We start from the raw sequence: 23,037 nt of genomic DNA on the forward strand, positions 1-23,037 counted from the left end.
TCGATGCTACTCCAGATGGACAATATTACGAAAAAGTATGGCGAGTTCAGCGCAAACCGCGGCATTGATTTTTCGCTGCGCGCGGGTGAGGTTCATGCGATTGTCGGGGAGAATGGTGCAGGCAAAACAACGCTGATGCGGATATTGTACGGGATGGAGCAGCCAACCTCGGGTACGATTCGGCTGAATGGCAAGGAAGTTTCGTTTGCAAGCCCGGTGGACGCAATTCAGGGCGGCATCGGTATGGTGCATCAGCACTTCATGCTGTTTCCTACGTTTACAATCGCTGAGAATATCGTGATCGGCAATGAGCCGGGATCAGGTGCCAGGTTCGACCGCAAGCAAGCCGTGAAGATTGTTGAGGGTCTCTGTGATCAATACGGCATGAAGGTGGATCCTCGCGCAATCGTAAGCAGCAGCGCGCCTGGCGTGCAGCAGCGGGTTGAAATATTGAAGGTGCTGTATCAGGGCGCCGAGATCATTATATTGGATGAGCCGACGGGCGTGTTGACGCCGCTTGAGGTGCAAGAGCTCCTGGATGCCATTAAACAGCTCTCCAAACAGGGAAAGAGCTTTATTCTGATCAGTCATAAGCTGAACGAGGTCCTTGATGTGGCTGATCGCATCACGGTGCTCCGTGACGGCGCCGTCACAGGCGTAGTAGAGAAGGGGAATACCGATGCCCATGAGCTTTCCCGTCTCATGGTCGGCCGCGAGCTCATGGAACTGGACCGCAAGCCAATCACCCCGGGCGAGAAGGTGCTGGAAGTATCGGACGTTTCGATCCGCGGAACGAAAGGAAAGCCGGTTCTGGACGGCATCAATATGAACGTCCGTGCGGGTGAAGTTGTCGGGATTGCCGGTATTTCCGGCAACGGGCAATCCGAACTGCTGCAGGTAATCTCCGGTCTGGCTCAGCCGGACAGCGGGCGGATTGCCGTTTCGGGTAAGGACGTAACCGGCATGTCGACAAGAGAAATACGAGAGCATGGATTAGCCCATATTCCGGAGGATCGCTATGTATGGGGTGCTAATCGAACGGCAAGCGTGATGGATACCGGGCTTATGGGGCACCACCGCCGCTTGCAGAAGGGCGGCTTCCTTAATCTGAAGGACATTCGTTCGCTGGTCTCCGGATGGGTTCAGAAGTTCTCGATCAAGACGGGCTCCCTGGAGACCAGCACGCAGTATTTATCCGGCGGCAATCTGCAGAAGCTGATCGTTGCACGGGAATTGGAGCAGGGAACCCCGTTCCTGATCGCTGCCGAACCGACGCGCGGCGTTGACATCGGAGCCATGGAGACGATCCATGGCGAGCTGCTCAAGCGGCGTGAAGAGGGGACGGGAATTCTGCTCGTATCGTCGGAATTAACGGAAATCTTGAAGCTGTCCGACCGGGTTCTGGTTATGTTTGAAGGCCGGATCGCGGGCGAGCTGTCGGCGAAGGAAGCGACAGAAGAGAAATTGGGACTGCTGATGGCGGGAGGAACCTTGTAATGAATAAATGGACAAAATTTACGCTTCCGCTGCTCCAGCCGATCGCCGCCATCATTGTGGGGCTGCTCGCCGGAGCCATCGCCATCATGATTGCCGGCGGCGATATCCTGCAGACTTACGCGGAGATGTGGAAGGGTGCTTTCGGCGGCATGTATTTCTTCACGAATACGCTGTCCCGGGCGACCCCGATCATTCTGATCGGTCTGGGCGCGGCGTTTGCTTTTCGTGCAGGTTTCTTCAACCTTGGCGCGGAAGGTCAGATGGTGTTTGGCGCACTCGCTGCCGCATTGGTCGGATTGTACATGCCGGGTCCCGGCTGGCTGGTGTGCATCGTTGCGATCCTTGCCGGTGTTATCGCAGGCGGATTATGGTCGGTAATGGCCGGATATTTTGATGCCCGGTTCCGGGTGAACCTGCTGATCTCCACGCTGCTGCTGAACTATGTGGCTGTATTGTTCGCAGGCTATCTGGTTGCCTATCCGCTGAAAGACCGTTCGGGCTCGGCTGCGATGGCACAATCCGAAATGCTGGATAACAGCGTGTGGCTGCCAAAGCTGATTTCCGGCATGCCGCTGCATGTAGGCTTTGTGCTCGCGGTGCTGGCTGCGTTGATTATATTCGTTCTGCTGAAGCGCTCCGTGATTGGTTACGAGGTGCGTATGCTTGGCGGCAACCCGCTGTTTGCCCTGTTTGGGGGCGTTAAACGCGGTCCCATGATGCTTGGGGCCATGTTCTTCAGCGGCGGCTTGGCCGGACTTGGCGGCGCCGTTGAAATTCTGGGCTCCCAGTATCGCTATATCGATGGTGCATTATCTACGGCCGACTATGCCTGGACGGGCATTATGGCTGCATTGTTGGCAGGATCGCATCCGATCGGCACGCTGATTGCATCGATCTTCTTGGCCGCGCTGCAGACAGGCGGTATGGGCGTGGAACGGAATACGGAAGTGCCGCTTGAGGTAGGAGCGATTATCCAAGCCGTGCTGATTCTGTTTATCTCCGCCCGATTCACATACAGCTTCCTGAAGCGCAGAAAGGGGAACAAATCCGATGGAACAGCTGTTTGATCTTGCTTTAATCAACTCGGCCCTCCGCGTGCTCACTCCGATCTTGCTTGCGGCCCTCGGCGGTGCCCTGTGTTCGCGCGTCGGATTGTTCAATGTCGGTCTGGAAGGCTTTATGCTGCTGGGGGCTTTCTCTGCTGTGGTGGGGAACCACTTCTTTGGTAACGTCTTTTATGCGATATTGTTCGCGATTGCAATCGTTTCGATTTTCTCTTTTATATTTGCTTATCTCAGCATCAATCTGCAGGCGAACGTCATTGTGGTCGGTATTGCGATGAATGCGTTGGCGGCGGGATTGACCACGTTTAGTTTACGGGCTATTTTTGATGTAAAAGGTGCATTTTATGATAATACGATGGTCGGGCTGCCGAAATGGAACATTCTGATTATCGAGGATATTCCGGTGCTCGGTCCCATTCTGGCCGGCCTGACGCCGCTTGTTTATCTGTCGTTTTTGATTGCGGGCCTCATGTGGTATTATTTCTATCGCACGAAGAACGGCTTCCGTTTTCTGGCTGCCGGTGAGAATCCGCTCGCTGCCAAAAGTGTGGGCATCCGTGTAAGACGGTATCAATATGGAGCCGTGCTGGCGAGCGGCGTGTTATGTGCACTTGCCGGCGCGCAGCTGTCGCTTGGACAAGTGACGATGTTTACGGAAGGCATGACGGCCGGACGCGGCTTTATCGCGCTCGTCGCCACGATGCTGGGCCAATCGGGTCCGCTTGGGGTAACGGCGGCAAGCCTGTTGTTTGGCTTTATGGATGCACTCAGCATCCGGTTCCAGGGGCTGGCGCTGCCAACGCATTTTACGCAGATGCTGCCTTATGTCGTGACGATTCTGGCGATGTTCTTCTTTAAGGACAAAAGCTTCCAGCAGGATGCGCTGAAACAGGGATCCAGCTCCAGATAGGCGCGTATGCCGCGCCGCGACGACCTGTGATTGAAGTCATCCAGACGATAAGCGGATGCGACAGCGATCAAGCGTAAAGGAGATGAACTTGGTGCACAAAAAGGCAGAACGATTGAAAAAAATGAAGCCGGTGGCGGTGAGCAACCTGACCGAGGAGCAGCGTGCCAAGCTGCCGCCGGGGCAGACGCTGACCGAGAAGTTCCCCATTTTGCACGAGGGGGAGGTTCCTCATTACGACATGTCGGAGTGGACGCTCAAGGTGTTCGGGGAAGTCGAAGAGGAACGGACGTTTTCTTATGAAGATATATTGGCGATGCCAACGGTGACCGTGAACACGGACATCCACTGCGTTACCCGCTGGTCCAAGTTCGATACGGTATGGGAGGGAATCCTGTTCCGGGATTTCCTGGCGGGGCTGAAGATCAAGCCGGATGCCAAATACGTCATGTTTCATGCCGATCCCGATTACGATACGAATGTACCCATCGAGGATTTGCTTAAGGACGATGTGATGCTGGCCTATCGCTTTAACGGCGAGCCGCTGACGGACAAGCATGGCTGGCCGCTGCGTACGGTTGTACCGCATCGCTATTTCTGGAAGAGCGCCAAATGGCTGCGCGGCATCGAGTTTATGAAGGAAGACCGTCCGGGCTTCTGGGAACGCAACGGCTTCCACAATGAAGCGGACCCGTTCAAGGAAGAGCGGTTTAGCGGCGAGGCGCTGGATATACCTGAAGATGAATGGACACATAAGGAGTTTGACTAATATGTTGATGCCTATTTTGCAAGTGAACTCAGAGGATATACCTGAATTTGTGATCGTCTGCGGCGACCCCAAGCGTGCGGAGACCATTTCCCGCAAGCTTACAAACGCGCGCGAGCTCGCGTTCAGCCGCGAGTACCGCACTTTTGTGGGAACGTATGAAGGCGTTGAACTCGCGGTAACCAGCCACGGCGTTGGATGTCCGGGAGCTGCGGTTTGTTTCGAGGAGCTCATTCGCGCGGGGGCGAAAACCCTGATTCGCGTCGGCACGGCCGGATCCTATCGGGCGGATACCCCCGCGGGAAGCCTTGTTGTCAGCACGGCTGCGATCCGTACGGATGGCTTGACAAAACAGCTCGTGCCGGACGGCTTTCCAGCGGTTGCAGACAGCCAGGTAGCGGAGGCGCTGTACGAATCCGCGGTTGCAATTGGCGAAGGCGTGGTGCGTAAAGGGATTACTGTAACCCTGGACGTGTTCTTTAATGGCGTTGAAGAAGTACCGCACCAGAAGTATAAAGCAGCAGGAGCGCTCGGCGTAGAGATGGAAATTGCGGCGCTGTACGTCGTTGGGGCGATCCGCGGCGTTCGCGCCGGTGCGATTGTCGCCATGGACGGTTTTGCCGACGCCGATCTCGCGGCCGAGTACGACCCGAACACGAATGTGGTTGCCGACGCGGTGGAACGCGAAATTAACACGGCCTTGCAGGCTGTGGTGAAGCTGGCGAAGCAGGTTTAGTAAGGGGTAAGAAAGCCGGGTTTCCTGAGCGTAAGCTGCAGGAGACCCGGCTTTTTATTTTGCGTAAGATGAATTCGGGGGAGTATCAGGAACTTGCAGCTGCAAATCCAGGCATACCCATCTTTACTGTTTGGACGGCTGGACCGTGAAGAAGGGAACCTTCTCAATACCCACAGCTCGAACATAAGTGAATAGTTGCCCTTTATGGTGGATTTCGTGATCGACCATGTTGCTCAGCCACACTTTTCCTGGGGCAACGAACCCGTTAAAGTCCAGCGGCTGCTCCAGCAGGATGTCGGACAATTCATTAAAAACCGCCGTAGACGATTCGGTCGAAGTTTGCACGATATTTCTAATGTCATCAATGGTTTCGAATTCGGTGGAAATAGAGGGTGGAGAGAACGAGCCTTTTACAATGGAGCGCAGGAACATGTCTGAGGACGCCGCGATATGAACTGCTAATGCGCCCAAGGTATAGGCGTTCTCCCACGGTTTATAATCCAAATGCTCGTTCTGAACGTCCTGCAGCAGATGAAGCAAGACCGTGCGGTGTTTATGCCATCGTTCGAATAGCTGTTGACCTTCATGACTCATGATTTGTCCTCCTTGATCGATCACAGAATAAATTTCTTATATGATGCGGCTTAATTTGCGGTTCATAAAAACAGTTCGATAAGAAATAGCGGATTCCTTCCCTATGCGCAAAGCTATAGCCAGATGTTGAATTTAATAATTTTGGAAAAAGCAGTTGCAAAAATAAAGCGTACCGTATATACTGAGTTTGATTAGTTATTGGTCAATCAATAACGATAAGGAAAGGAGGAGGAGAAATGGCTAGAGCTTCAACCTCTGCGAATCGGCGCAATGATATCGTGGCGGCAGCCATCGAAGTGTTTGCAGAAATCGGATATTATCGCGCGACCACGGCTCAGGTTGCCGAACGGGCAGCGATATCCCAGCCATACGTATATCGGTTCTTTACCAAGGAATCGCTGCTTGTGGAATCACTGGCTGTTTCCTGGGAGCGCATTGTGAAGGCATTTCAAGCGGTGATCGAATCCGCTTCTCCAGAGAATCTGGAGCTGGGTTTGATTCAGGCATACGAAGGGATTGTGCAATCGCATCGCAGCGAGATCCTGCTCCAGATGCAGGCGCAGACGATTCAGGAAGCGCCCATCCACGAAGCGATGCAGCAGGGAATGAATGAGGTGAAGGATCTCGTGGAGAATGCCTTTGTGCGAGCGGGATTTGAGGATGCAGATAAGAAAACCTCCGATTTTCTGGCCCGCGGCATGCTGTGCAATGTAGCCATGGCGATGGATATGCCGAATATGATGCCCATAAGATAGAGCATGCCCGGTCGTGCTCTGAAGTGCCGCACCGCGTACCTCAAGGCTGGTGCGCGGTGGAATAAGGGCACTTTTTTATAGATTATTATGAAAGAGAGATTGATGGAAAAAACGATTCTTTTGCAAGGAAGTAATTGATCAATCAATAATTAACTGAAAATTGAATGTAGATTAGCTTTAGGAGGTGATATGGTTGGCTAAACTTCATTTTAAATTCGTTGATGGGATATTCGTTACAGTCACGCTGTTGTGCGTGCTCAGCTGGTGGGATTAAGGACAAGGGACGTAATGTCATATCGGATTAACTAAATGATAGGGGGTGAAATGATCATGAAGGAAAATATGGACTCCATGTGGTTCTCAAAGTATTCGTTCTTGTTCGGGGTTATAACGGTACTGCTGGTATTGTTCTCGATGTGGGATTAAAGGATCGAAGCACGCTGACCACGGGGGTTAGCGTGCTTTTGTGGTTTGCAGTGCTGAGTCAACTAATGAAGAGGCTTAGCATTCGTATCGAGAGATGCCGTTTTTTTCTGTTTGAGCGTAACGAAAGCTACAAGGATACCGATTAATGTTGTTACTGTATTTATAATGAAAGCGATCCGAATGGCTCCGTTCAAATCACCAGGATCCATTGATTCCATAGGCGTATTTGTACCCAAGCTTGACGAGATGATTGCCATGATGACAGCTAATCCCACGGCTCCTCCAATTTGCTGTCCGGTCGAGACGATCGAGGATGCAAGACCTTGCTCGTTCATATGAATATTTGAACTACCGGCAATATACATCGTCGTAAATACGAACGCCTGACCCAGACCGATAATAACCATGCCCGGGATGATTCCCCACGCAGAGCCTGTCTCCGACAATCCGGTAAGAAGCATAAACCCGATAGCACCAAGGCCCATACCTTCGGCAATGGTGCCGGCAACGCCAATGGTAGATATCATTTTGTTTATCAGCTTGGCACCCAGAAGAGCGCTTAAGGTCAGTGGCAAAAAGCTGAGACCCGACTGGATGGCAGTATAGTGAAGAACCTCTTGGGTATACAGCGTTAAGAAGTAGTAGAGCGTTCCGAATGACGCGGAAAAAATGGTGGCGGTTAGAGCGGCTCCGGTTAAACTGCGCAACCGAAACAGTCTAAAGGGAATCAAAGGCTCCCTCGTCCGGGTTTCGATAATAACAAACAAGATGAGCAGGATTATCCCTATGACGCCGGGGATGATCGTTCTGGAATTCAGCCAGCCATCTACCGGGGATTGAATCAGATAATAGACAATCAGCAGCATGCCTGCCGTTACAGACAGCGAGCCAGCCACATCAAAATGGCGTGAACGAGACGATGTTCTGCTCTCCTTCAGGGCGATCGGTGCAAGAATAAGGACAAGAACGGCAATCGGTACATTCACGAAGAACGTGGACTCCCAACCAATGTAACTCGTTAATACTCCGCCGAGAAGAAGTCCAAGCGATAAGCCGACTCCACCCATCGCAGCCCAGATTCCCATGGCACGATTGCGTTCTTGGCCTTCTTCAAAGTTAGACATGATCAATGACAAGGTAGCGGGCGATAGAAGGGCGCCTCCAAGACCTTGAAGTCCCCTTGCAATAATTAACAGGGACTGGGAGTCAGCCAAGCCGCCAAGCAGAGAACCCAGACCGAATAACCCCATGGCGATCATAAACATTCGGCGTCTGCCGAGCAGATCGGATAATCTTCCTCCGATGAGGAGGAACCCCCCGTAGACTAATGAATAAGCGCTGACTACCCATTGCAGATGCAGGGTCGAGAAACCAAGTTCCGCTCCAAGGGACGGTAAAGCGACAAAAATAATGGTGTAATCCAGCGCAAGAATAAGCTGGGATACGGCTAATAGCACCAATGCTAGTCCTTTATAGTTGTTTGGATTCATATCGAACGAACATCCTTTCATCATTATTTTTTTAGACTAAACAGTCTATAATTTGCAAAAAAATTAGGTGTTGAAAATATTCATTCCTAGATAAGTAAAAGGCATAACTACCACCCCCTTTCTAGACTGAATAGTCTGAAATGTCTAAAAAATGATGAAGCGAAACCAATCGCTTCATTATTTTTTCCAGTCTTTATTAGGCATCCAGTGCAGACAGCGTGACTGCAGCGATATCGTCCAATACTGCCGGATTCGTCGAAAGCTTCGCGGCTTGCGTTAACGCATATCGCGCATGATATAAATATCTGGCAAGCGCCCGCAGGTCATGCTGCCGATCACTTAATTCGCCTTGCTGCCGGGCACGGATCAGAGCCGCGTAGAAGGCTCCTTCCAGTCGCTCCGAATCCTGTCGGAACAATTGCGCAATCTCCGGATTGTGAGGAACCTGGTCAACGGCACTGTGCAGGATAAAGCATTCATTGCGGCGTTGCTCATCCTTAAGCACGGTCACGATCTCTTTAAAGATCGCGGCCACAGCCTCCTTCACCGAACCGGGACGTTCCAGGATGGAGACGGTCGTCGCTGATTTTTCATTCACGTAGTGCTTCACAGCTAATATGAACAGATCCTTTTTCGTCCCATAGGTGTCGTATAAACTTTGTCGTGCTATGCCTAACCCGTCAAGCAAATTTTGCAGCGATGTGCCCTCGTAGCCGTAGTGGCCAAAAATCTCCATGGCCTTATGAAGAACAAGCGTTGTGTCGAACTCTTTGCTTCTTCCCATGGTCTTCATGACGCCCCCTTTATTTACACATCATATATTTTCCGGACTGTTTGGTCAAGAATTTTTTTTTTGAGAATCCATCAGTTTCTTTTGCCCAAACGTTATATTAACAGAAAAGACAAAACGAAAAGTGAGAGGTTGGCTAATGCAAGTATGTGATCTCTATGAAAATCTGAAGGACGATGTCCAGCGTTATGCCAGATCCATCGCCAAGCATGCTTACGAAGCGGATGATCTGGTCCAGGATGCCTTTATGAAGGCCATCAAGGAGCCGAACCTGGCAGCTCTGCCCATTCACAAGCAAAAGGCCTGGTTCTTCAGAGTCGTCAAAAATCGCATGATCGATATTAGCTGCCGGGAGAAGCGGCTCGTATCGTGGGAGGATGACCTGGACGTCGCCGAGCTCCCCGTTTCAAGCCGCAATATAGAAATGACGGAATGGCTCGCCCGTTTGCCGCAATCGCAGAGCGATATCGTGTTTAAGCGCTTTTGGCTCGGAATGTCCAGCCAGGAAATCGGCGAGCAGCTTGGCATGCCGGCAGCCACCGTTCGGTACAAATTGCAAACCGCCATCAAAAAATTGAGAAAACTATGGGAGGAAGATATGAAATGAGCAGAATCATTGAGAACGTAGGAATGTTGGATCTTACACAGGCAACGGAGGAAACCGTAACAAGCATCGAACGGATCGGAAACGTGGGTCTTGTGATATACCGGGCAGAGACGGCACACCTGCTCACGCTGTTGAAAAACACAGGCAATATTGGCAAGACGATAGAAATTCCCGAGGGACACCGTTATTACAGCGGCACGCTGCGGCTGGACGAGGAATATTTCCGGCTCTTGGAGCAGCCGGATCGCGTATTCGTTAACGGAACGGTCATCATCGATAAAGGAGTATCCCTTGAAGCATTCCAGAACGGCACGCTGCACCTGGTGGTCAACGGCGAGGTCTATGCTCCCCGGCATCTGGCCGCTGCCGTTACCTCTGCACTCCTCAAAGTGGGAGGTGCCAGCGCGGAGATTCACGCTTACGATTACGAACCCAGGTTCGAGTCCGGGAAAGTGCAGTTGAACAATGCATACCTGTCCTCCAGCAGCGAGCCTATGGAGCTGGTCCTAAACGGCATGGTTCACTTGGATAAGGAGCTGGATATGGAGCAGTTCACGGCCCGGATTGAACGGATCCAAGTTAACGGCAAGGCGATTATCCATGAACATCAATCCCCATATTTCTACGAAAAGTTGAAAACGATAAACGGCTTGGTCGAGGTGATCCCGGCAGGGTTCGAATATGTAACCAAACCGTTAAGGCTAAACGGAAGAAACGTTCGGCGCTTTAAAGGACATAAGCTCTACACGAATAAGCCGCTCATTATCGAGGCGGACGTGACCCGAGACGCCTTCAGCCAGGCCGTGTCGGAGATACAGTCGACTTCCTTTATCATTTGCAGCGAGGAGATCGAGGATCTGGTTTGGGAGCGCTGCCCTAACCTGAATACGGAAATCGTAAGTTACGAGCGGCTGTTTGTGTTCATCAGCGGCGAGGAGACCTGGTCGAAGGATCAACTGGCGGCTTTGGGCCAGCCGGCGAGCTTCATCGTTGACGGAACGTTGACCTTTGACGATGACGTCACCGAGGAAGATATTAAGGCCTCGGTGTCCTCCCTGGATCTTTTTGGCGAAGTCGTTGTAGGGGAAAAAAGAATTAAAGGCATTTTGTACCCTTACCTTCGGGCAAACAATGGAAGTATTATAGTGAAGGGGACGGAAGAGGAGCTTGCAGGTATTGGTAATGTCGGAATGTTGTCGCTATAAAAAGAAATGAGGAATGAAACCATGAATATCAATAATGAAGATATTGCCAAACAGCATGTTCGCGATCTCCGTCAGGAACTGGAACGATGCCGGATGGCAACGAAATGGCGCTCGAAACGCAATGAAGCGGTCCACACCGGAGCGGCTGCACGCACAGTCGAAGGAAAGTGGAAGTCGCTGCTTGAAACCATCACCATGATGGGAAGAAGTATGCTTTAATCGGTTGAGCGATTAAGGCACCAAACGAATTTATACGAATCGTCGACGCGGTAAGCGTCGGCGATTTTTAGTTTTTTTACCTACCGATTCTGGCACGGGAGAAGGCGATGGAGAACGAGGATAAAGAAGATGCAGCCGATCTGCGCCGGGAACTTACGAAGCTGGGCATTACGGTGCGGGATGACGGAAAAAAACAGTATTGGAGGCAGCACGGGCAGAGGCCATAACGCCTCAGCAGCTATAGCAGGCAAAGCCATCATAGCGACATAATGGCTCACTATATACCGGAAGCGTATAATCCCGGCTGAACGACAAGCGGTTCATTCAGATGGCAGTAGTCGCCCAGCTAAAACAGATGATCGCTATTGTCATTCATAAGCCGATGATGCGATCATCTGCTTTTTTATAGGATCTTCGCGTCGCTATGGTTTGTCATTACATTTGTCCCCCTTCTTATCGAACAAAATGACACCTTTCCCGCTCAGTCGAGCCTGCGGCAAACAATATCCCTCTATCGGCAAGACATCCGGCAGTCCTCTCTTCCCATGAGAAGTTTTACAATGAAAGCGATACTTCAGCGAAGGAGATGTCTTATGAATTTTGATCTGAATATCGTACCTTTCAGCCGTAGAGAGTCCTTCTTGGCAATTTCCTTCCTGCCCGCAGCAAAGGACCGCAGACCAGGACTTTACCTGCGCACCGTCCGCGGAGGGGATGACAAGTTTGGCGAGGCGTTTCTGATAGAACTGCTAAACCGGCAGAACGAGCCGGTTCCGTTTGAACCTATTGCATCACCCGACAAAATCAGGCTAACGGCCTCCGATTCGGAAGGCCATGCAGACATTTGCATATCGGACTCCCGGACCGCCCGGTTCCGCTCGGAAGGCTGCGGCATAAGGCTAACCTTTTTCCCCGCAGCGTATGACTACGCCTACGAAACAAATCCGGACAGCTGGGAAGTGAACAGCTTCACGCACGGCTGCCGCTTCATGCTGACCCGGCTTGTTGGCCAGATGAGCATGGAGGTCGAATGGAACGAGATCAAGAGCTCGCGGGTGACCGCCGACTTCTCCGTGGACACTGCAGCCAATACGGCTGAATTCGCCGTAGAAGAGTTCATGACCGTCATGACGCCGCGCACTGACTGGGAGTCCTTCGACGATGCGGTTGAAAGCGTACGCAAGGATTATGCCCATTGGTTGAACAATACCCTGACCGTCTCTGAGCGGTGGCAGGCAGCAAGGGGGCTCGCTGCCTATATTACCTGGTCCTGCGTAGTTCCGGCCGAAGGCTGTTTGACCCGCCCAGCCATGTATATGTCCAAGAATTGGATGACGAACATCTGGAGCTGGGACAACTGCTTTAACGCGATGGCCCTCGTGCGGCATCAGCCGGAGCTGGCTTGGGATCAGTTCATGATCTTTTTTGACCGGCAGGATGAGAGCGGCCTGATCCCGGACTTTGTGAACGATAAATACGAGCTTTGGAATTGCAACAAACCGCCGATTCACGGCTGGACGCTGGCCTGGATGATGCGTCGGACGGATTTCATTAAGGAGGCCCAGCTGCGCGAGGTCTATGGCCCATTATCCAAATGGACGGAGTGGTGGTTCACGCACCGGGACCATGACGGCGACGGCATTCCCCAGTATAACCACGGCAACGATTCAGGCTGGGACAACAGCACGGCGTTTAATAACGGCATCCCCGTCGAGAGCCCTGATCTTGCGGCCTATCTGATTATTCAGATGGAAACGCTGGCTGAAATCGCGGGTTTGCTGGGCCTGTCCGAGGAGTCGAGTCAATGGAGACGGAGAGCGGACGATACGCTGGAGCGTTTGATACGGCACTTCTGGAAGGATGGCCGGTTCACGGCCTGCCGTTCGGGAACGCATGAGCCGTCCGAAGGGGACAGCCTCCTGCTGTTCGTTCCCATCCTGCTGGGAAGACGACTTCCCGATTATATCCGCACGGCTCTGCTGGAAGGGCTTCGGGATGAAAGCCGATTCCTGACGAGCAACGGCTGGGCGACAGAGAGCGTAAACAGCCGCTTCTATAAGGCGGACGGATATTGGCGCGGGCCGATCTGGGCCCCTTCCACGATGTTGCTGGTCGAAGGGGTGGCGGCAGCCGGCGACATGGAGCTGGCGATGGAGATTGCGCAGCGGTACTGCCGGATGGTCAGCCTCAGCGGCATGGCCGAGAATTTTGATGCCCTGACCGGAGCGGGGCTGCGCGATCGGGCGTTCACCTGGACTTCCAGCGTATTTTTGATTCTTGGACATGAATACACCGAATAACGATGACGGACAAACACTTCTTCCCGGGCTTTTTGCCTTGCGGGAGAGGTGCTTTTTCCGTTTTCTCTCATTTTCCATTTGCCGCCTAATTACAAGCTCATTGTTCGGGTTTATAATGAAAGCGGTATCACGGACGGGTTCGCAGTCCTGCCGCATGGGGAACGAGTGGATGTAAGTTTCGCGATACGATACAACAATGGGGAGAGAAACCATGAATCTTCAGGGGATCAAAGATCGAGTGGGCCGGCTGTTCACCGGCACCTATCACAGTATACGAACCAAGCTGCTTACTTGTTTTTTAATCGTCACCCTGATTCCGCTGTTCTCGCTTGGCGGACTTTCTTATGTTCAATCCGCTAAAGTGATTAACTCCCAGTTCGGTAAATACGGCGATAATGCCGTAGCGCAGCTGGAGCAGCAGACCAGTTCGGCATTGGAGCGGATGAAGCAGACGGCGGAGACGATCTATTCCTATCTACTGGACCCGAGCCACTCGGGAATCGGAGCCGGGACGCCATCCACATACGGCGACATTATGGAGAAAAACGACTTCGAATCGTTGTTGAAGTCTCTTCGGACGCAGCTGACAGCAGGAATTTACATCATAACGTCCTCCGGATATTACTATGGGGAGAACAATCTGGATATGAATAAACTCGGCAATATCCCGATGTGGAACACGAGGCCGAAGGCATATGCCGGGACTTATTGGCTCGGTTTTTATAAACAGGATCATTCCATCAAGAGCAGCGATAGCGACAACGTGCCTGTCCTGGGATTGGCGGTGCCGATCCATCACCCGGACAAGGCTCAGGACGGCAGCGTCATTCTGATCGAGGAGAACGCCGAGGAGCTGCTGCGAAGTTATGCCAAGTTCGAGGCCGACACGCATGCCCACCTGCTCATTACATCGCCGGACGGCACGGTCGTGTATGAGACGGACGCTCCGTATACGCCCCATGACAACGATGTGACCTGGTCGCGGACGCTTGACGTTAACCAATGGACCATGGAAGCCAGAATTCCCGCCAAGGCGTTCTATCAATCCTCGGGCATTATCCGGGCGAACACGATGGTTGTTGCCATCGTCTCCTGCCTGCTCGCTTTTGGCATCGCTTATCTGTTCTCCTCCCGGTTCACCTCGCGAATCCGGACCTTGAAGGACTCGATGCAGAAGGTGAGCTTCGGCAAGCTGGATACCCGTACGCCAATCGAGGGCAGGGATGAGCTGGGCAGCCTCGATATGAGTTTTAACCGGATGGTTACGGGCGTGCAGACACTGATTGGCGAAGTGGAGCAGAGCGAGCGGCTGAAAAAAGAGGCGGAGCTGCGCGCATTCCATTATCAGATCAATCCCCATCTCTTGTTCAACACACTCAACTCCATCCAGTGGAAAGCCAGGCTGGAAGGCGCGGAAGACATCCGTCAGATGCTGTATCATCTGACGATGGTGCTGGAGGGGAATTTGGATATTTCACAAGAGCTCGTCACGCTGAACAGGGAGCTGCGCATGATCGGTCACTTTCTGAAAATCCAGGAGATCCGGTACGGCGAGGTGTTCCGTTATGAGCTGGATTGCGATGAGGCGCTGCTGCCTTATTTGATTCCGCGGATGACGCTTCAGCCGCTGTTCGAGAATATTTTTTTCCATGCCTTCACCGATGGTCAGGGAGAGATCCATGTCAAGGTCAAGGAGGATCATGATGAGCTGGTGCTTACGCTTCGCGATAACGGGGCCGGCATCAAGGAGGAGAAACTCGCCCGGTTATTCTCGCAGGAGATGAAGCGGAAGGGCCGCGGCGGGCTTGGCGTACGGAACGCCGATCAGAAGTTCAAGCTGCATTTTGGCCCTCTGTACGGACTCAAGGTGCATTCGGTTAAGGGAGAAGGAACAACGATTACTATACGCTGGCCGAAAAAGGAGGAGTCTTGCGATGATGAAAGCAGGGAACATTAGGGTGATGATTGCCGACGATGAGAGCATTGTGCGGAAGGGACTCCGCTCAACGGTCCCGTGGGACCGGTTCGGGATGGAGGTTGTGGCAGACAGCCCCAATGGTCAGGCGGCCTGGGAGGCTTTTCTGGAGTTTCGTCCGCAAGTGGTCATTACGGATATTGTCATGCCGGAGATGGATGGGATCGAGCTGTCGCGCAAGGTGAAGGAGGTTGCACCGGAAACCCGGATCATTCTGCTCAGCTGTCACCGGGATTTTGAATATGCGCAAGAGGGGATGAGGCTCGGCGCTTCGGGATATCTGCTGAAAACCGCCTTCGAGGACGAAGAGCTCGAAGCGATGCTGGGAAAATTCCAGCGTGAGCTGTCCGATACGCCAGCCTACGGGTACGAGTTGGAAGAGCAGGTATCCGCTCACCTGTTTGCTTGGCTTAACGGTCATAGCGATCGATTCCCGGGAGAACTCCGGCAGCTCTGCAGCCTTGCCGGGCAGGGGGAGGGCAATCCCATCTCGCTGTATCTGATCAAGACGGCGGGCTGCAGCAGCAATTGGGAGGGGATGCTTCAGGAGCAGGGCACCGATGAGCCGGGGTTATGCAGCAGCAAGTTGATTCCTTACGGCGCGGACAGCTGTTATTGGGCCGTACCGGAGCAGTTTAAGGGAGCGGCAGACAGCCTGCTGGTGGAGATCAAGAGCCGGTGCGGGAAGCTCACATGGAATTCGCGGGAATGTCTTCACGATTTAACGGATGTGCAGGCAGCCTTTCAATCCTTGCACAAGGAAGCCGAGCTGGAACGGGTGTACGGTCTGAGCGGCGAGCATTGGCCGGAGCCGATCCTGCAGGCGGTTCATCTGCTGCACGAGCATCCAGCGGACGAGTGGTCGGCAGCGGAGCTGGCCCAGCAAGTCGGGCTGAGCCGCAGCCATTTTTCGATCCTGTTCAAGAAAACGGTTGGCGACAGCTTCATCACATTCCAATATAAGCGCAAGCTCCGTCTCGCCTATGGTCTGCTGCGCGAAACCTCCTTAACGATGCAGGAGATCGCCGAGAAGACGGGTCTTGGCGACAGCAAATATTTCAGCAAATGGTTCAAGCGCTGCACGGGTCAGACGCCAAGCCAATATCGTGCCGAACAAAAAGGGGAATCATTGTAAACAAATGAACACCAGCACGTGCAAGTTCGAACAAAAATACGATCATCTGCGAATCAGCGCACGTTTTGAACCGCTTTCATCCGAGTTATGATGAAAGCGGTTCAATTCATATCAACTCAATACTTTAGGGGAGCTGACAATATGAAAAAGAAAATGTCATGGATCGCGTTGGTTTCGGTGATGACGTTAATGGCATCCTTGCTGGCCGCATGCGGCGGCAGCGGCGGGACTGGGGCATCGAAGGAGCCGGACGGCAATTCATCGGGCGCGGCAACGACGCTTCGCTTCGCTACCTGGGATACGGGAGATGCGCTGAAGATTGAACAAGAGATCGCCAAGAAGTTCGAGGAGTCGCATCCCGGAACCAAGGTACAGGTGGAGGCATATGCCGACGGCTTCGATCAGAAGCTGGCCGCGGGATTTGGCGCAGCCAATCCGCCGGACGTGATGTACATGTGGGATTTTCCAACGTATCACCAGTCCCTGGAGCCGCTGGATTCCTACGCTTCCAAGGACGAGGACTTGAATATTGAAGATTTTTACCAAGGATTGTTTAACTACGGCAAGATTGATAATCAACTGTACGGAATCCCGGCTGGCTTTACGACCCGGGTGGTGTACTACAACAAGAAGATGTTCGACGATGCGGGCATTGCCTACCCGAGCGATGGATGGACATGGACGGAATTCCAGGAGATCGCCCAGAAGCTGACGGATAAATCCAAGAAGCAGTACGGCTTCGGCGTTCGGGCCGAGAATGATACGTATGACCTTCAAGGGTTCGTATGGAGCAACGGCGGTTCCTTTATTTCGGAGGACGGGACAACGATTGAAGGCTACATGAACAGCAAGGAAACGGCGGAAGCCATTCAAATGCTGGGCGATATGCTGAAGAACGGCTCGGCCGTCCTGACCGGAGGCAAAGGGCAGCAGAGCGGTGAGGATATTTTCAAAGCCGGCAAAATTGCCATGTGGGAGAGCGGCATCTGGCCGCTGGAATCCTTCAGGGAAGCCGGAATCGATGTGGGTACGGTGGAAATGCCGGCCTTCGAGGGCAAGCCTGTGAAGGGCGTGTTGGCCGAATCCGCTCTGTCCATCGCGAAGGATTCCAAGAACAAGGATCTGGCGTGGGAATTCATTAAGTTCTACGTATCGGATGAAGCGATCAAAATGCGTGTGGCCGACCTGCCTGTCCGGGTCAGCGTGGTCAACGAGCTGAAGAAGGATCAGGATCCGCTCTACAAGCCGTATTACACGATGCTGGAGCGTTCGGACAATACGCCGGCCTTCCTGCTGAATCCGAAATGGAACGAAGTAAACCGACAGCTGTCGGCAGCCGTGGAAGCCGTCATGTTTGGCAGCGATGCCCAGGAGGTTCTGAACCAGGCGGTGAAGGATAGCGAACGCTATTTGAAATAAACGAAGAAAGAAGGTTCGCGAAAATGGCCCACACTCAAACTCCGTACTCACAACAACAGACAGCGGCCCCGAAGCGACTTGGACCAAAACGTTGGGGTGGGGCCGTGCCCTACCTCTTCATTTTTCCATGGATATTCGGATTCCTGGTTTTTACGCTTGGTCCGCTGCTGTTTTCCCTCGTCATTTCGTTTTTTGATTGGCCGATCGTTGGCCAGGTGACCTTTGTCGGCATCGACAACTATGTGGAGATGTTCTCGAATGATCCGCTGTTCTGGAAATCGCTGCTGGTTACGCTAAAATTCGCTGCTTTGTTTGTGCCGCTGAACATCATCGTGGCTTTGGGACTCGCCATGCTGCTGAATCAGAAGGTAAAAGGGAGCGCGTTCTTCCGCACCGCCTTCTATCTGCCGTCGGTCATTTCCGGCGTAGCCCTGGCCATGATCTGGTCCTGGGTATACAGCGGGGATTACGGGATCCTGAACTATTTCTTATCGCTGGTCGGCATCGAAGGGCCGGATTGGCTGAATGATACGAAGTGGTCCCTGGTCGCCATGGTCATTGCAAGCCTGTGGGGACAGGGCTCGATGATGCTTATTTTTCTGGCGGGTCTCAAGGGAATTCCGAAGGACCTGTATGAGTCGGCCTCAATGGACGGGGCGGGCAAGATTCGGCAGTTCTTCAACGTGACCATTCCGATGATTACGCCAACGCTGCTGTTCAACCTGATTACGTCCATCATTGCCGCATTCCAGCAGCTGACGCTGGCCCTACTGCTTACGGGCGGGGGCCCGCTGAAGTCGACGTTTTTCTATGCGATGTACATGTACGAGAATGCGTTCAAATATTTCAAGATGGGTTATTCCGCAGCCAACGCCTGGTTCATGTTCCTGATCGTGCTAACGCTGACGTTCCTTGTGTTTAAGTCCTCGGAGGCCTGGGTGTTCTATGAGGGTGAGATGAAGAAGGAGAAGCCGAAGCCGAAGCGTGCCAAAGCAGGCGTGCCTGCCGGCAGAGAGGGGCGTTCCGCATGAAAAAAGTAATTACTTACACACTGCTCATCTTGTGCTCGCTGTTGTTCATTGCTCCGCTCTTCTGGGCGATCACAACAGCGCTGAAGTCGCAGCAGGAGCTGTATCTGTTTCCTCCAAAATGGTTTCCTTCCGTGTGGAGATTCAGCAATTTTGCGGAAGCCTGGAGCATTCAGCCGTTTAACCTGTTTTTGAAAAATACGCTGATTGTGACGCTGCTGTCGACGCTCGGGCAGCTCATATCGTGCACGCTGGTGGCATACGGGTTCGCCCGGTTTCAGTTCAAGGGGCGGGATGCGCTGTTTCTGATCGTGCTTGCCACCATGATGATTCCGTGGGAAGTGACCATGATTCCGCAGTATATGGAATTCAACTACCTGGGCTGGATCAATACGCTCAAACCGCTCATTGTTCCGTCCTGGTTCGGTTCCGCCTACTTTATTTTTCTGCTGCGCCAGTTCATCATGACCTTGCCGAAGGAGCTGGATGAAGCGGCAACCATTGACGGGGCGGGCAAAATGACCGTTCTGCTGCGGATCATCGTACCGCTGATGGGACCCTCGCTCATTCTGGTGGCCGTGTTCCATATGATGAGCTGCTGGAACGATTATTTGGGTCCGCTCATCTTCCTGAATGATCAGACGAAATATACGCTGACGCTGGGGTTATCCCAATTCAAGGGCATGCACGGCGTCGACATGCAATCCATCATGGCGATCACCTGCCTGATCTCAATTCCGCCGCTGGCCGTCTTTTTCTTCGCGCAGCGTTATATTGTTGGCGGCATTGCCACGACGGGGATCAAGGGATAAACGGTGCCGGTTGATAATAGGCATCCAAGATCGTTATGTTGCATGATGCAATATCCGAACATAGAAATGCGTGTTCAAAAACTATGGAAAGATGACTTTTTGAACGACCTCTAGAAGCTTAGACAGCTTGGGAAAGGATGGAGAGACATGATGAAAGACCGTCATATAAGCCGCGACTGGGATGACCTGAGCGTGCTGGAACGGAACCGGGCGAAGAGCCGGGCCTATTTCATTCCGTTCGCGGATGAGGACGGAGCGCTCAGTTATGACAGAGGCAGCTCGGCCTGGTACCAATCGCTGAACGGGGTGTGGAAATTCCACTATGCCGAGGAGCCGGAGAGCGCTCCTGAAGCATTTTATCAAGAGGATTACGATGTATCGGCCTGGGATGACCTTCCGGTTCCGGGGCACTGGCAGCTGCAGGGCTACGGGCATCCGCATTACACGGACCTGTACTATCCGTTCCCTGTGGATCCGCCGCATGTGCCAAATGCGAATCCGACCGGAAGTTACGTACGCGAGTTCGAGCTTCCGGAACATTGGGACGGCAGAAAGATTTGCGTCAAATTCGACGGGGTGGACAGCGCGTTTCATGTGTGGCTGAACGGGTCGTTTATCGGTTACAGCCAAGGCAGCCGGCTGACCTCGGAATTCGATCTGACGCCTTATTTAAAGCCTGGGGTAAACAGGATGTCCGTCCGGGTATACCAGTGGTCCGACGGAAGCTATCTGGAAGACCAGGACATGTGGTGGATGAGCGGCATTTTCCGGGATGTGTATCTGGTTGCCGAGCCATCGGCGCTTCGCTTCAACGACTTCCGCGTAACGACCGAGCTGGATGCGGAGTATCGGAACGCCAAGCTGCAGGTGCGATTGGAGCTGGAAGGAACGGAGTCCGGGTTGGTACAGCTGCAGCTGCTGGATGGAACCGGTGCGGTGGTGGGTTCAGTCGAAAAGGACGTCGCACACTCCGCTGCCGAGGATTTTGCGATAGAGGTGGCGGCCCCGGATTTATGGAGTGCCGAGTCACCGGCACTGTACCATCTGGTGGTCACCCTGCGGGATGCCCAGGGAAAGACGCTGGAGACGGTGGCGCAGCGAGTCGGCTTCCGCACCATCGAAGTAAAGGACGGGCAGCTCATCGTTAATGGCAGGGCGATCCTGCTGAAGGGGGTCAACCGCCACGACCATCATCCGGACACGGGCCGAACCGTCACCCTGTCCACGATGCTGGACGACATCCGCTTGATGAAGCAGCACAACATCAATGCCGTACGGACGGCGCATTATCCGAATGATCCGCGGTTCTACGAGCTGTGCGACGTGTACGGACTGTACGTGATGGAAGAGACGGATCTGGAGACCCACGGCTTCGAGCCGCTCGGCAACATATCCCGCCTGAGCGACGATCCCGAGTGGAAGGAAGCGTACGTGGACCGCGTCCGCCGGATGGTGGAGCGGGATAAAAACCATCCGTCCGTGCTGTTCTGGTCCCTCGGCAACGAGTCCGGCTTCGGCTGCAATTTCCGTGCAATGGCGGACTGGTGCCGGGAGAATGACCCCACGAGGCTGATCCATTACGAGGAGGACCGCGAAGCCGAGGTGTGCGACGTGGTGAGCACCATGTATTCCTCCGTCGAGAAGATGGAAGGCTTCGGAAAAATGACCGATCATCCCAAGCCGCATATTCTGTGCGAATTCGCGCACGCGATGGGCAACGGGCCTGGCGGACTGCGCCCCTACTTCGATGCCTTTGAAGCGCATCCCCGCCTGGCGGGCGGCTTCGTATGGGAATGGATCGATCACGGGCTGAGCAGAAGGACCCCGGACGGCAGGAAGGATTATGCATACGGCGGCGATTACGGCGATGTGCCGAACAACAGCAATTTTGTCATTGATGGTTTGGTCCGTCCGGACCGGACGCCTTCACCTGGACTTCTGGAATACAAAAAGGTCATTGAACCTGTCCGCATGTCGATGCCGGGACACGGTGTGCTTCATATCATGAACCGTTATGATTTCAGTTCGCTGGATCATTTGCAGGCCCATTACCGGGTATTGGCCGATGGACAGCTTGTCCACAGCGGAGCGCTGGACCTTCCCCGCATCGAAGCAGGCACAAGCGCGGAGCTAAGCCTCTCGAAGGTTTTGGAGCAGGCGACAATAGGCGTGAGTCCTTATGCCGAGCTGTGGCTGGAGGTATCCCTCTCGCTGGCTGCGGACTGCCGCTGGGCGGAACAGGGACATGAGGTGGCGTGGTCTCAGCTTCTGCTGCGGGAATGGTCGAAGCCTGAAATCGAGTCAACGACTGCCCTGCGGCGGGGAGCTTTGCAGATAAGCGAGGAGAAGCATAGCCTTCAAGTGGGGAATGGAAGCTTTCAGTTGTCCCTCAGCGCCCTACATTCCGGCTTTGAAACCTTGTCCATGGATGGCAAAAGAATCATGCTTGGCGGACCCGCGCTGAACTTCTGGCGTCCGCCGATCGATAACGATATGTACGTGCTCCCGGATTGGCGCAAGGCCCATCTGGACCGGCTCTCTGAACGGATCGATCATTTCGAATGGAAGCGGTTAGACCAGGAATGCGTTGAGGTACGGCGGGTTTCCCGCATTGCCCCGCCGGTATATGACTGGGGCTTCCGCTGCGAAACGACCTATACGATCACCTCCAGCGGTCTGATGATTTTGGACGTGAAGGGCGAGCCGATCGGCACGCCGCCTGCCATGCTGCCGAAAATCGGATTGCAAATGCAGGTCGCGGGCGATATGGAGCATGTCCGGTGGTACGGCAGAGGACCTGGGGAAAGCTACCCGGACAGCCGTGAAGCGGGACGGTTCGGGGAATACCGCAGCACCGTGGACGGGTTGTTCACGCCTTATATTTATCCGCAGGAGAATGGGAACCGATCGGATGTCCGCTGGATCTCGCTCGCGGATGGCGCTGGTTTGGGGCTTCTCGCCGTTGGCGAGCCCTCCTTGAACTTCAGTGCGAGCCGTTACACCGATCAGGATGTCGAGGCCGCGGCGCATGCAAGCGATCTTGTTCCGCGCAGCTTCATTACGCTGAACCTGGATTACCGGCAGAACGGGCTTGGCAGCAACAGCTGCGGTCCGGCACAGGCTCCCGAGCACTCGATCAAGCCGGAGCCGTTCTCGTTCCGCATGCTGCTGAAGGCTTACGCCGCCGAGGATACCGACCCGGTACGGCTGAGCCGGCGGATGCGCTCGGAAGCGCTCGGAAGCGGAATTATACAAGTAAGCGACTGATTTCATTTCAGATCGTCATCGGATTTTCTGGAGAAGGGGAATAAC

Annotated in this window: 20 protein-coding genes; 17 read left to right on the plus strand and 3 right to left on the minus strand. The window is 53.6% G+C overall.

The window, feature by feature from the left end; translation table 11 throughout:
- The first annotated feature begins 3 nt into the window (after window positions 1-3).
- The 5 genes from ACQKPA_RS16560 to ACQKPA_RS16580 all read left to right on the plus strand — a co-directional run bounded on the left by ACQKPA_RS16560 (window position 4) and on the right by ACQKPA_RS16580 (window position 4,970).
- Window positions 4-1,497 carry an ABC transporter ATP-binding protein gene (locus tag ACQKPA_RS16560; RefSeq protein ID WP_427493695.1) on the plus strand — a complete coding sequence of 498 codons (1,494 nt, stop codon included), beginning with the start codon at window positions 4-6 and terminating at the stop codon, window positions 1,495-1,497.
- Window positions 1,497-2,564 (plus strand): ABC transporter permease, encoded by a 1,068-nt coding sequence (locus ACQKPA_RS16565; RefSeq protein ID WP_071221266.1) that lies wholly within the window; start codon window positions 1,497-1,499, stop codon window positions 2,562-2,564. Before ACQKPA_RS16560 ends, ACQKPA_RS16565 begins: the two co-directional genes overlap by 1 nt.
- Window positions 2,548-3,471: an ABC transporter permease gene (locus ACQKPA_RS16570; protein WP_427493696.1), complete on the plus strand. Its 924-nt coding sequence runs from the start codon at window positions 2,548-2,550 to the stop codon at window positions 3,469-3,471. Before ACQKPA_RS16565 ends, ACQKPA_RS16570 begins: the two co-directional genes overlap by 17 nt.
- 91 nt (window positions 3,472-3,562) lie before the next feature.
- Window positions 3,563-4,237, plus strand: coding sequence for a sulfite oxidase-like oxidoreductase (locus ACQKPA_RS16575; RefSeq protein WP_427493697.1), 675 nt, complete (start codon window positions 3,563-3,565; stop codon window positions 4,235-4,237).
- A gap of 1 nt (window position 4,238) precedes the next feature.
- The gene (locus tag ACQKPA_RS16580) at window positions 4,239-4,970 is read left to right on the plus strand and encodes a nucleoside phosphorylase (protein WP_427493986.1); all 732 of its coding nucleotides are present in this window, start codon (window positions 4,239-4,241) and stop codon (window positions 4,968-4,970) included.
- Between the two features lie 123 nt (window positions 4,971-5,093).
- On the opposite strand, the gene ACQKPA_RS16585 is transcribed toward ACQKPA_RS16580, so the two are convergent.
- Window positions 5,094-5,564, minus strand: a complete 471-nt coding sequence (locus ACQKPA_RS16585; RefSeq protein ID WP_427493698.1) for a DinB family protein — start codon at window positions 5,562-5,564, stop codon at window positions 5,094-5,096.
- Between the two features lie 236 nt (window positions 5,565-5,800).
- Here ACQKPA_RS16585 and ACQKPA_RS16590 point away from each other — a divergent pair, with 236 nt between their 5' ends.
- The gene (locus ACQKPA_RS16590) at window positions 5,801-6,319 is read left to right on the plus strand and encodes a TetR/AcrR family transcriptional regulator (protein WP_427493699.1); all 519 of its coding nucleotides are present in this window, start codon (window positions 5,801-5,803) and stop codon (window positions 6,317-6,319) included.
- Between the two features lie 488 nt (window positions 6,320-6,807).
- On the opposite strand, the gene ACQKPA_RS16595 is transcribed toward ACQKPA_RS16590, so the two are convergent.
- Both ACQKPA_RS16595 and ACQKPA_RS16600 read right to left on the minus strand, forming a co-directional pair.
- Complete coding sequence (locus tag ACQKPA_RS16595; RefSeq protein WP_427493700.1) at window positions 6,808-8,235, minus strand: MFS transporter; 1,428 nt, start codon at window positions 8,233-8,235, stop codon at window positions 6,808-6,810.
- Window positions 8,236-8,431: 196 nt separating this feature from the next.
- Window positions 8,432-9,019: a TetR/AcrR family transcriptional regulator gene (locus ACQKPA_RS16600; protein WP_427493987.1), complete on the minus strand. Its 588-nt coding sequence runs from the start codon at window positions 9,017-9,019 to the stop codon at window positions 8,432-8,434.
- Window positions 9,020-9,164: 145 nt separating this feature from the next.
- Between ACQKPA_RS16600 and ACQKPA_RS16605 the strand changes: the two genes are divergently transcribed.
- From ACQKPA_RS16605 to ACQKPA_RS16655, 11 genes are all read left to right on the plus strand, one after another.
- Window positions 9,165-9,632 carry an RNA polymerase sigma factor gene (locus ACQKPA_RS16605; RefSeq protein WP_427493701.1) on the plus strand — a complete coding sequence of 156 codons (468 nt, stop codon included), beginning with the start codon at window positions 9,165-9,167 and terminating at the stop codon, window positions 9,630-9,632.
- On the plus strand, window positions 9,629-10,837 hold the full coding sequence (locus ACQKPA_RS16610; RefSeq protein ID WP_427493702.1) for a hypothetical protein: 1,209 nt from the start codon (window positions 9,629-9,631) through the stop codon (window positions 10,835-10,837). The genes ACQKPA_RS16605 and ACQKPA_RS16610 overlap by 4 nt, the downstream gene beginning before the upstream one ends.
- A gap of 21 nt (window positions 10,838-10,858) precedes the next feature.
- A complete protein-coding gene (locus ACQKPA_RS16615; RefSeq protein WP_427493703.1) occupies window positions 10,859-11,056 on the plus strand; it encodes a hypothetical protein in 198 nt (65 codons plus the stop codon).
- Window positions 11,057-11,145: 89 nt separating this feature from the next.
- Complete coding sequence (locus ACQKPA_RS16620) at window positions 11,146-11,283, plus strand: CysS/YqeB C-terminal domain-containing protein (protein WP_427493988.1); 138 nt, start codon at window positions 11,146-11,148, stop codon at window positions 11,281-11,283.
- 366 nt (window positions 11,284-11,649) lie between these two features.
- Window positions 11,650-13,356 carry an amylo-alpha-1,6-glucosidase gene (locus ACQKPA_RS16625; protein WP_427493704.1) on the plus strand — a complete coding sequence of 569 codons (1,707 nt, stop codon included), beginning with the start codon at window positions 11,650-11,652 and terminating at the stop codon, window positions 13,354-13,356.
- A gap of 211 nt (window positions 13,357-13,567) precedes the next feature.
- On the plus strand, window positions 13,568-15,313 hold the full coding sequence (locus ACQKPA_RS16630; protein ID WP_427493705.1) for a cache domain-containing sensor histidine kinase: 1,746 nt from the start codon (window positions 13,568-13,570) through the stop codon (window positions 15,311-15,313).
- On the plus strand, window positions 15,291-16,466 hold the full coding sequence (locus ACQKPA_RS16635; RefSeq protein WP_427493706.1) for a response regulator: 1,176 nt from the start codon (window positions 15,291-15,293) through the stop codon (window positions 16,464-16,466). The genes ACQKPA_RS16630 and ACQKPA_RS16635 overlap by 23 nt, the downstream gene beginning before the upstream one ends.
- A 141-nt stretch (window positions 16,467-16,607) precedes the next feature.
- Entirely contained in the window at window positions 16,608-17,885 is a 1,278-nt protein-coding gene (locus ACQKPA_RS16640; RefSeq protein ID WP_427493707.1) for an ABC transporter substrate-binding protein, read from the plus strand.
- A 23-nt stretch (window positions 17,886-17,908) separates the two neighbouring features.
- The gene (locus ACQKPA_RS16645) at window positions 17,909-18,916 is read left to right on the plus strand and encodes a carbohydrate ABC transporter permease (RefSeq protein WP_427493708.1); all 1,008 of its coding nucleotides are present in this window, start codon (window positions 17,909-17,911) and stop codon (window positions 18,914-18,916) included.
- Entirely contained in the window at window positions 18,913-19,725 is an 813-nt protein-coding gene (locus tag ACQKPA_RS16650; protein ID WP_071221250.1) for a carbohydrate ABC transporter permease, read from the plus strand. The genes ACQKPA_RS16645 and ACQKPA_RS16650 overlap by 4 nt, the downstream gene beginning before the upstream one ends.
- A 150-nt stretch (window positions 19,726-19,875) precedes the next feature.
- A complete protein-coding gene (locus ACQKPA_RS16655) occupies window positions 19,876-22,992 on the plus strand; it encodes a glycoside hydrolase family 2 TIM barrel-domain containing protein (protein ID WP_427493989.1) in 3,117 nt (1,038 codons plus the stop codon).
- Window positions 22,993-23,037 lie beyond the last annotated feature (45 nt).

Source organism: Paenibacillus sp. NPDC093718 (assembly GCF_050279985.1).
GTDB lineage: Bacteria > Bacillota > Bacilli > Paenibacillales > Paenibacillaceae > Paenibacillus_AQ.

Bases quoted from the DNA above. Each gene is read 5' to 3' on its own strand.
- ACQKPA_RS16580 (WP_427493986.1), top strand. From the start codon at position 4,239: ATGTTGATGCCTATTTTGCAAGTGAACTCAGAGGATATACCTGAATTT.
- ACQKPA_RS16640 (WP_427493707.1), top strand. From the start codon at position 16,608: ATGAAAAAGAAAATGTCATGGATCGCGTTGGTTTCGGTGATGACGTTA.
- ACQKPA_RS16635 (WP_427493706.1), top strand. From the start codon at position 15,291: ATGATGAAAGCAGGGAACATTAGGGTGATGATTGCCGACGATGAGAGC.
- ACQKPA_RS16615 (WP_427493703.1), top strand. From the start codon at position 10,859: ATGAATATCAATAATGAAGATATTGCCAAACAGCATGTTCGCGATCTC.
- ACQKPA_RS16625 (WP_427493704.1), top strand. From the start codon at position 11,650: ATGAATTTTGATCTGAATATCGTACCTTTCAGCCGTAGAGAGTCCTTC.
- ACQKPA_RS16570 (WP_427493696.1), top strand. From the start codon at position 2,548: ATGGAACAGCTGTTTGATCTTGCTTTAATCAACTCGGCCCTCCGCGTG.
- ACQKPA_RS16610 (WP_427493702.1), top strand. From the start codon at position 9,629: ATGAGCAGAATCATTGAGAACGTAGGAATGTTGGATCTTACACAGGCA.
- ACQKPA_RS16585 (WP_427493698.1), bottom strand. From the start codon at position 5,564: ATGAGTCATGAAGGTCAACAGCTATTCGAACGATGGCATAAACACCGC.
- ACQKPA_RS16595 (WP_427493700.1), bottom strand. From the start codon at position 8,235: ATGAATCCAAACAACTATAAAGGACTAGCATTGGTGCTATTAGCCGTA.
- ACQKPA_RS16560 (WP_427493695.1), top strand. From the start codon at position 4: ATGCTACTCCAGATGGACAATATTACGAAAAAGTATGGCGAGTTCAGC.
- ACQKPA_RS16655 (WP_427493989.1), top strand. From the start codon at position 19,876: ATGAAAGACCGTCATATAAGCCGCGACTGGGATGACCTGAGCGTGCTG.
- ACQKPA_RS16650 (WP_071221250.1), top strand. From the start codon at position 18,913: ATGAAAAAAGTAATTACTTACACACTGCTCATCTTGTGCTCGCTGTTG.
- ACQKPA_RS16600 (WP_427493987.1), bottom strand. From the start codon at position 9,019: ATGGGAAGAAGCAAAGAGTTCGACACAACGCTTGTTCTTCATAAGGCC.
- ACQKPA_RS16605 (WP_427493701.1), top strand. From the start codon at position 9,165: ATGCAAGTATGTGATCTCTATGAAAATCTGAAGGACGATGTCCAGCGT.
- ACQKPA_RS16630 (WP_427493705.1), top strand. From the start codon at position 13,568: ATGAATCTTCAGGGGATCAAAGATCGAGTGGGCCGGCTGTTCACCGGC.
- ACQKPA_RS16565 (WP_071221266.1), top strand. From the start codon at position 1,497: ATGAATAAATGGACAAAATTTACGCTTCCGCTGCTCCAGCCGATCGCC.
- ACQKPA_RS16645 (WP_427493708.1), top strand. From the start codon at position 17,909: ATGGCCCACACTCAAACTCCGTACTCACAACAACAGACAGCGGCCCCG.
- ACQKPA_RS16590 (WP_427493699.1), top strand. From the start codon at position 5,801: ATGGCTAGAGCTTCAACCTCTGCGAATCGGCGCAATGATATCGTGGCG.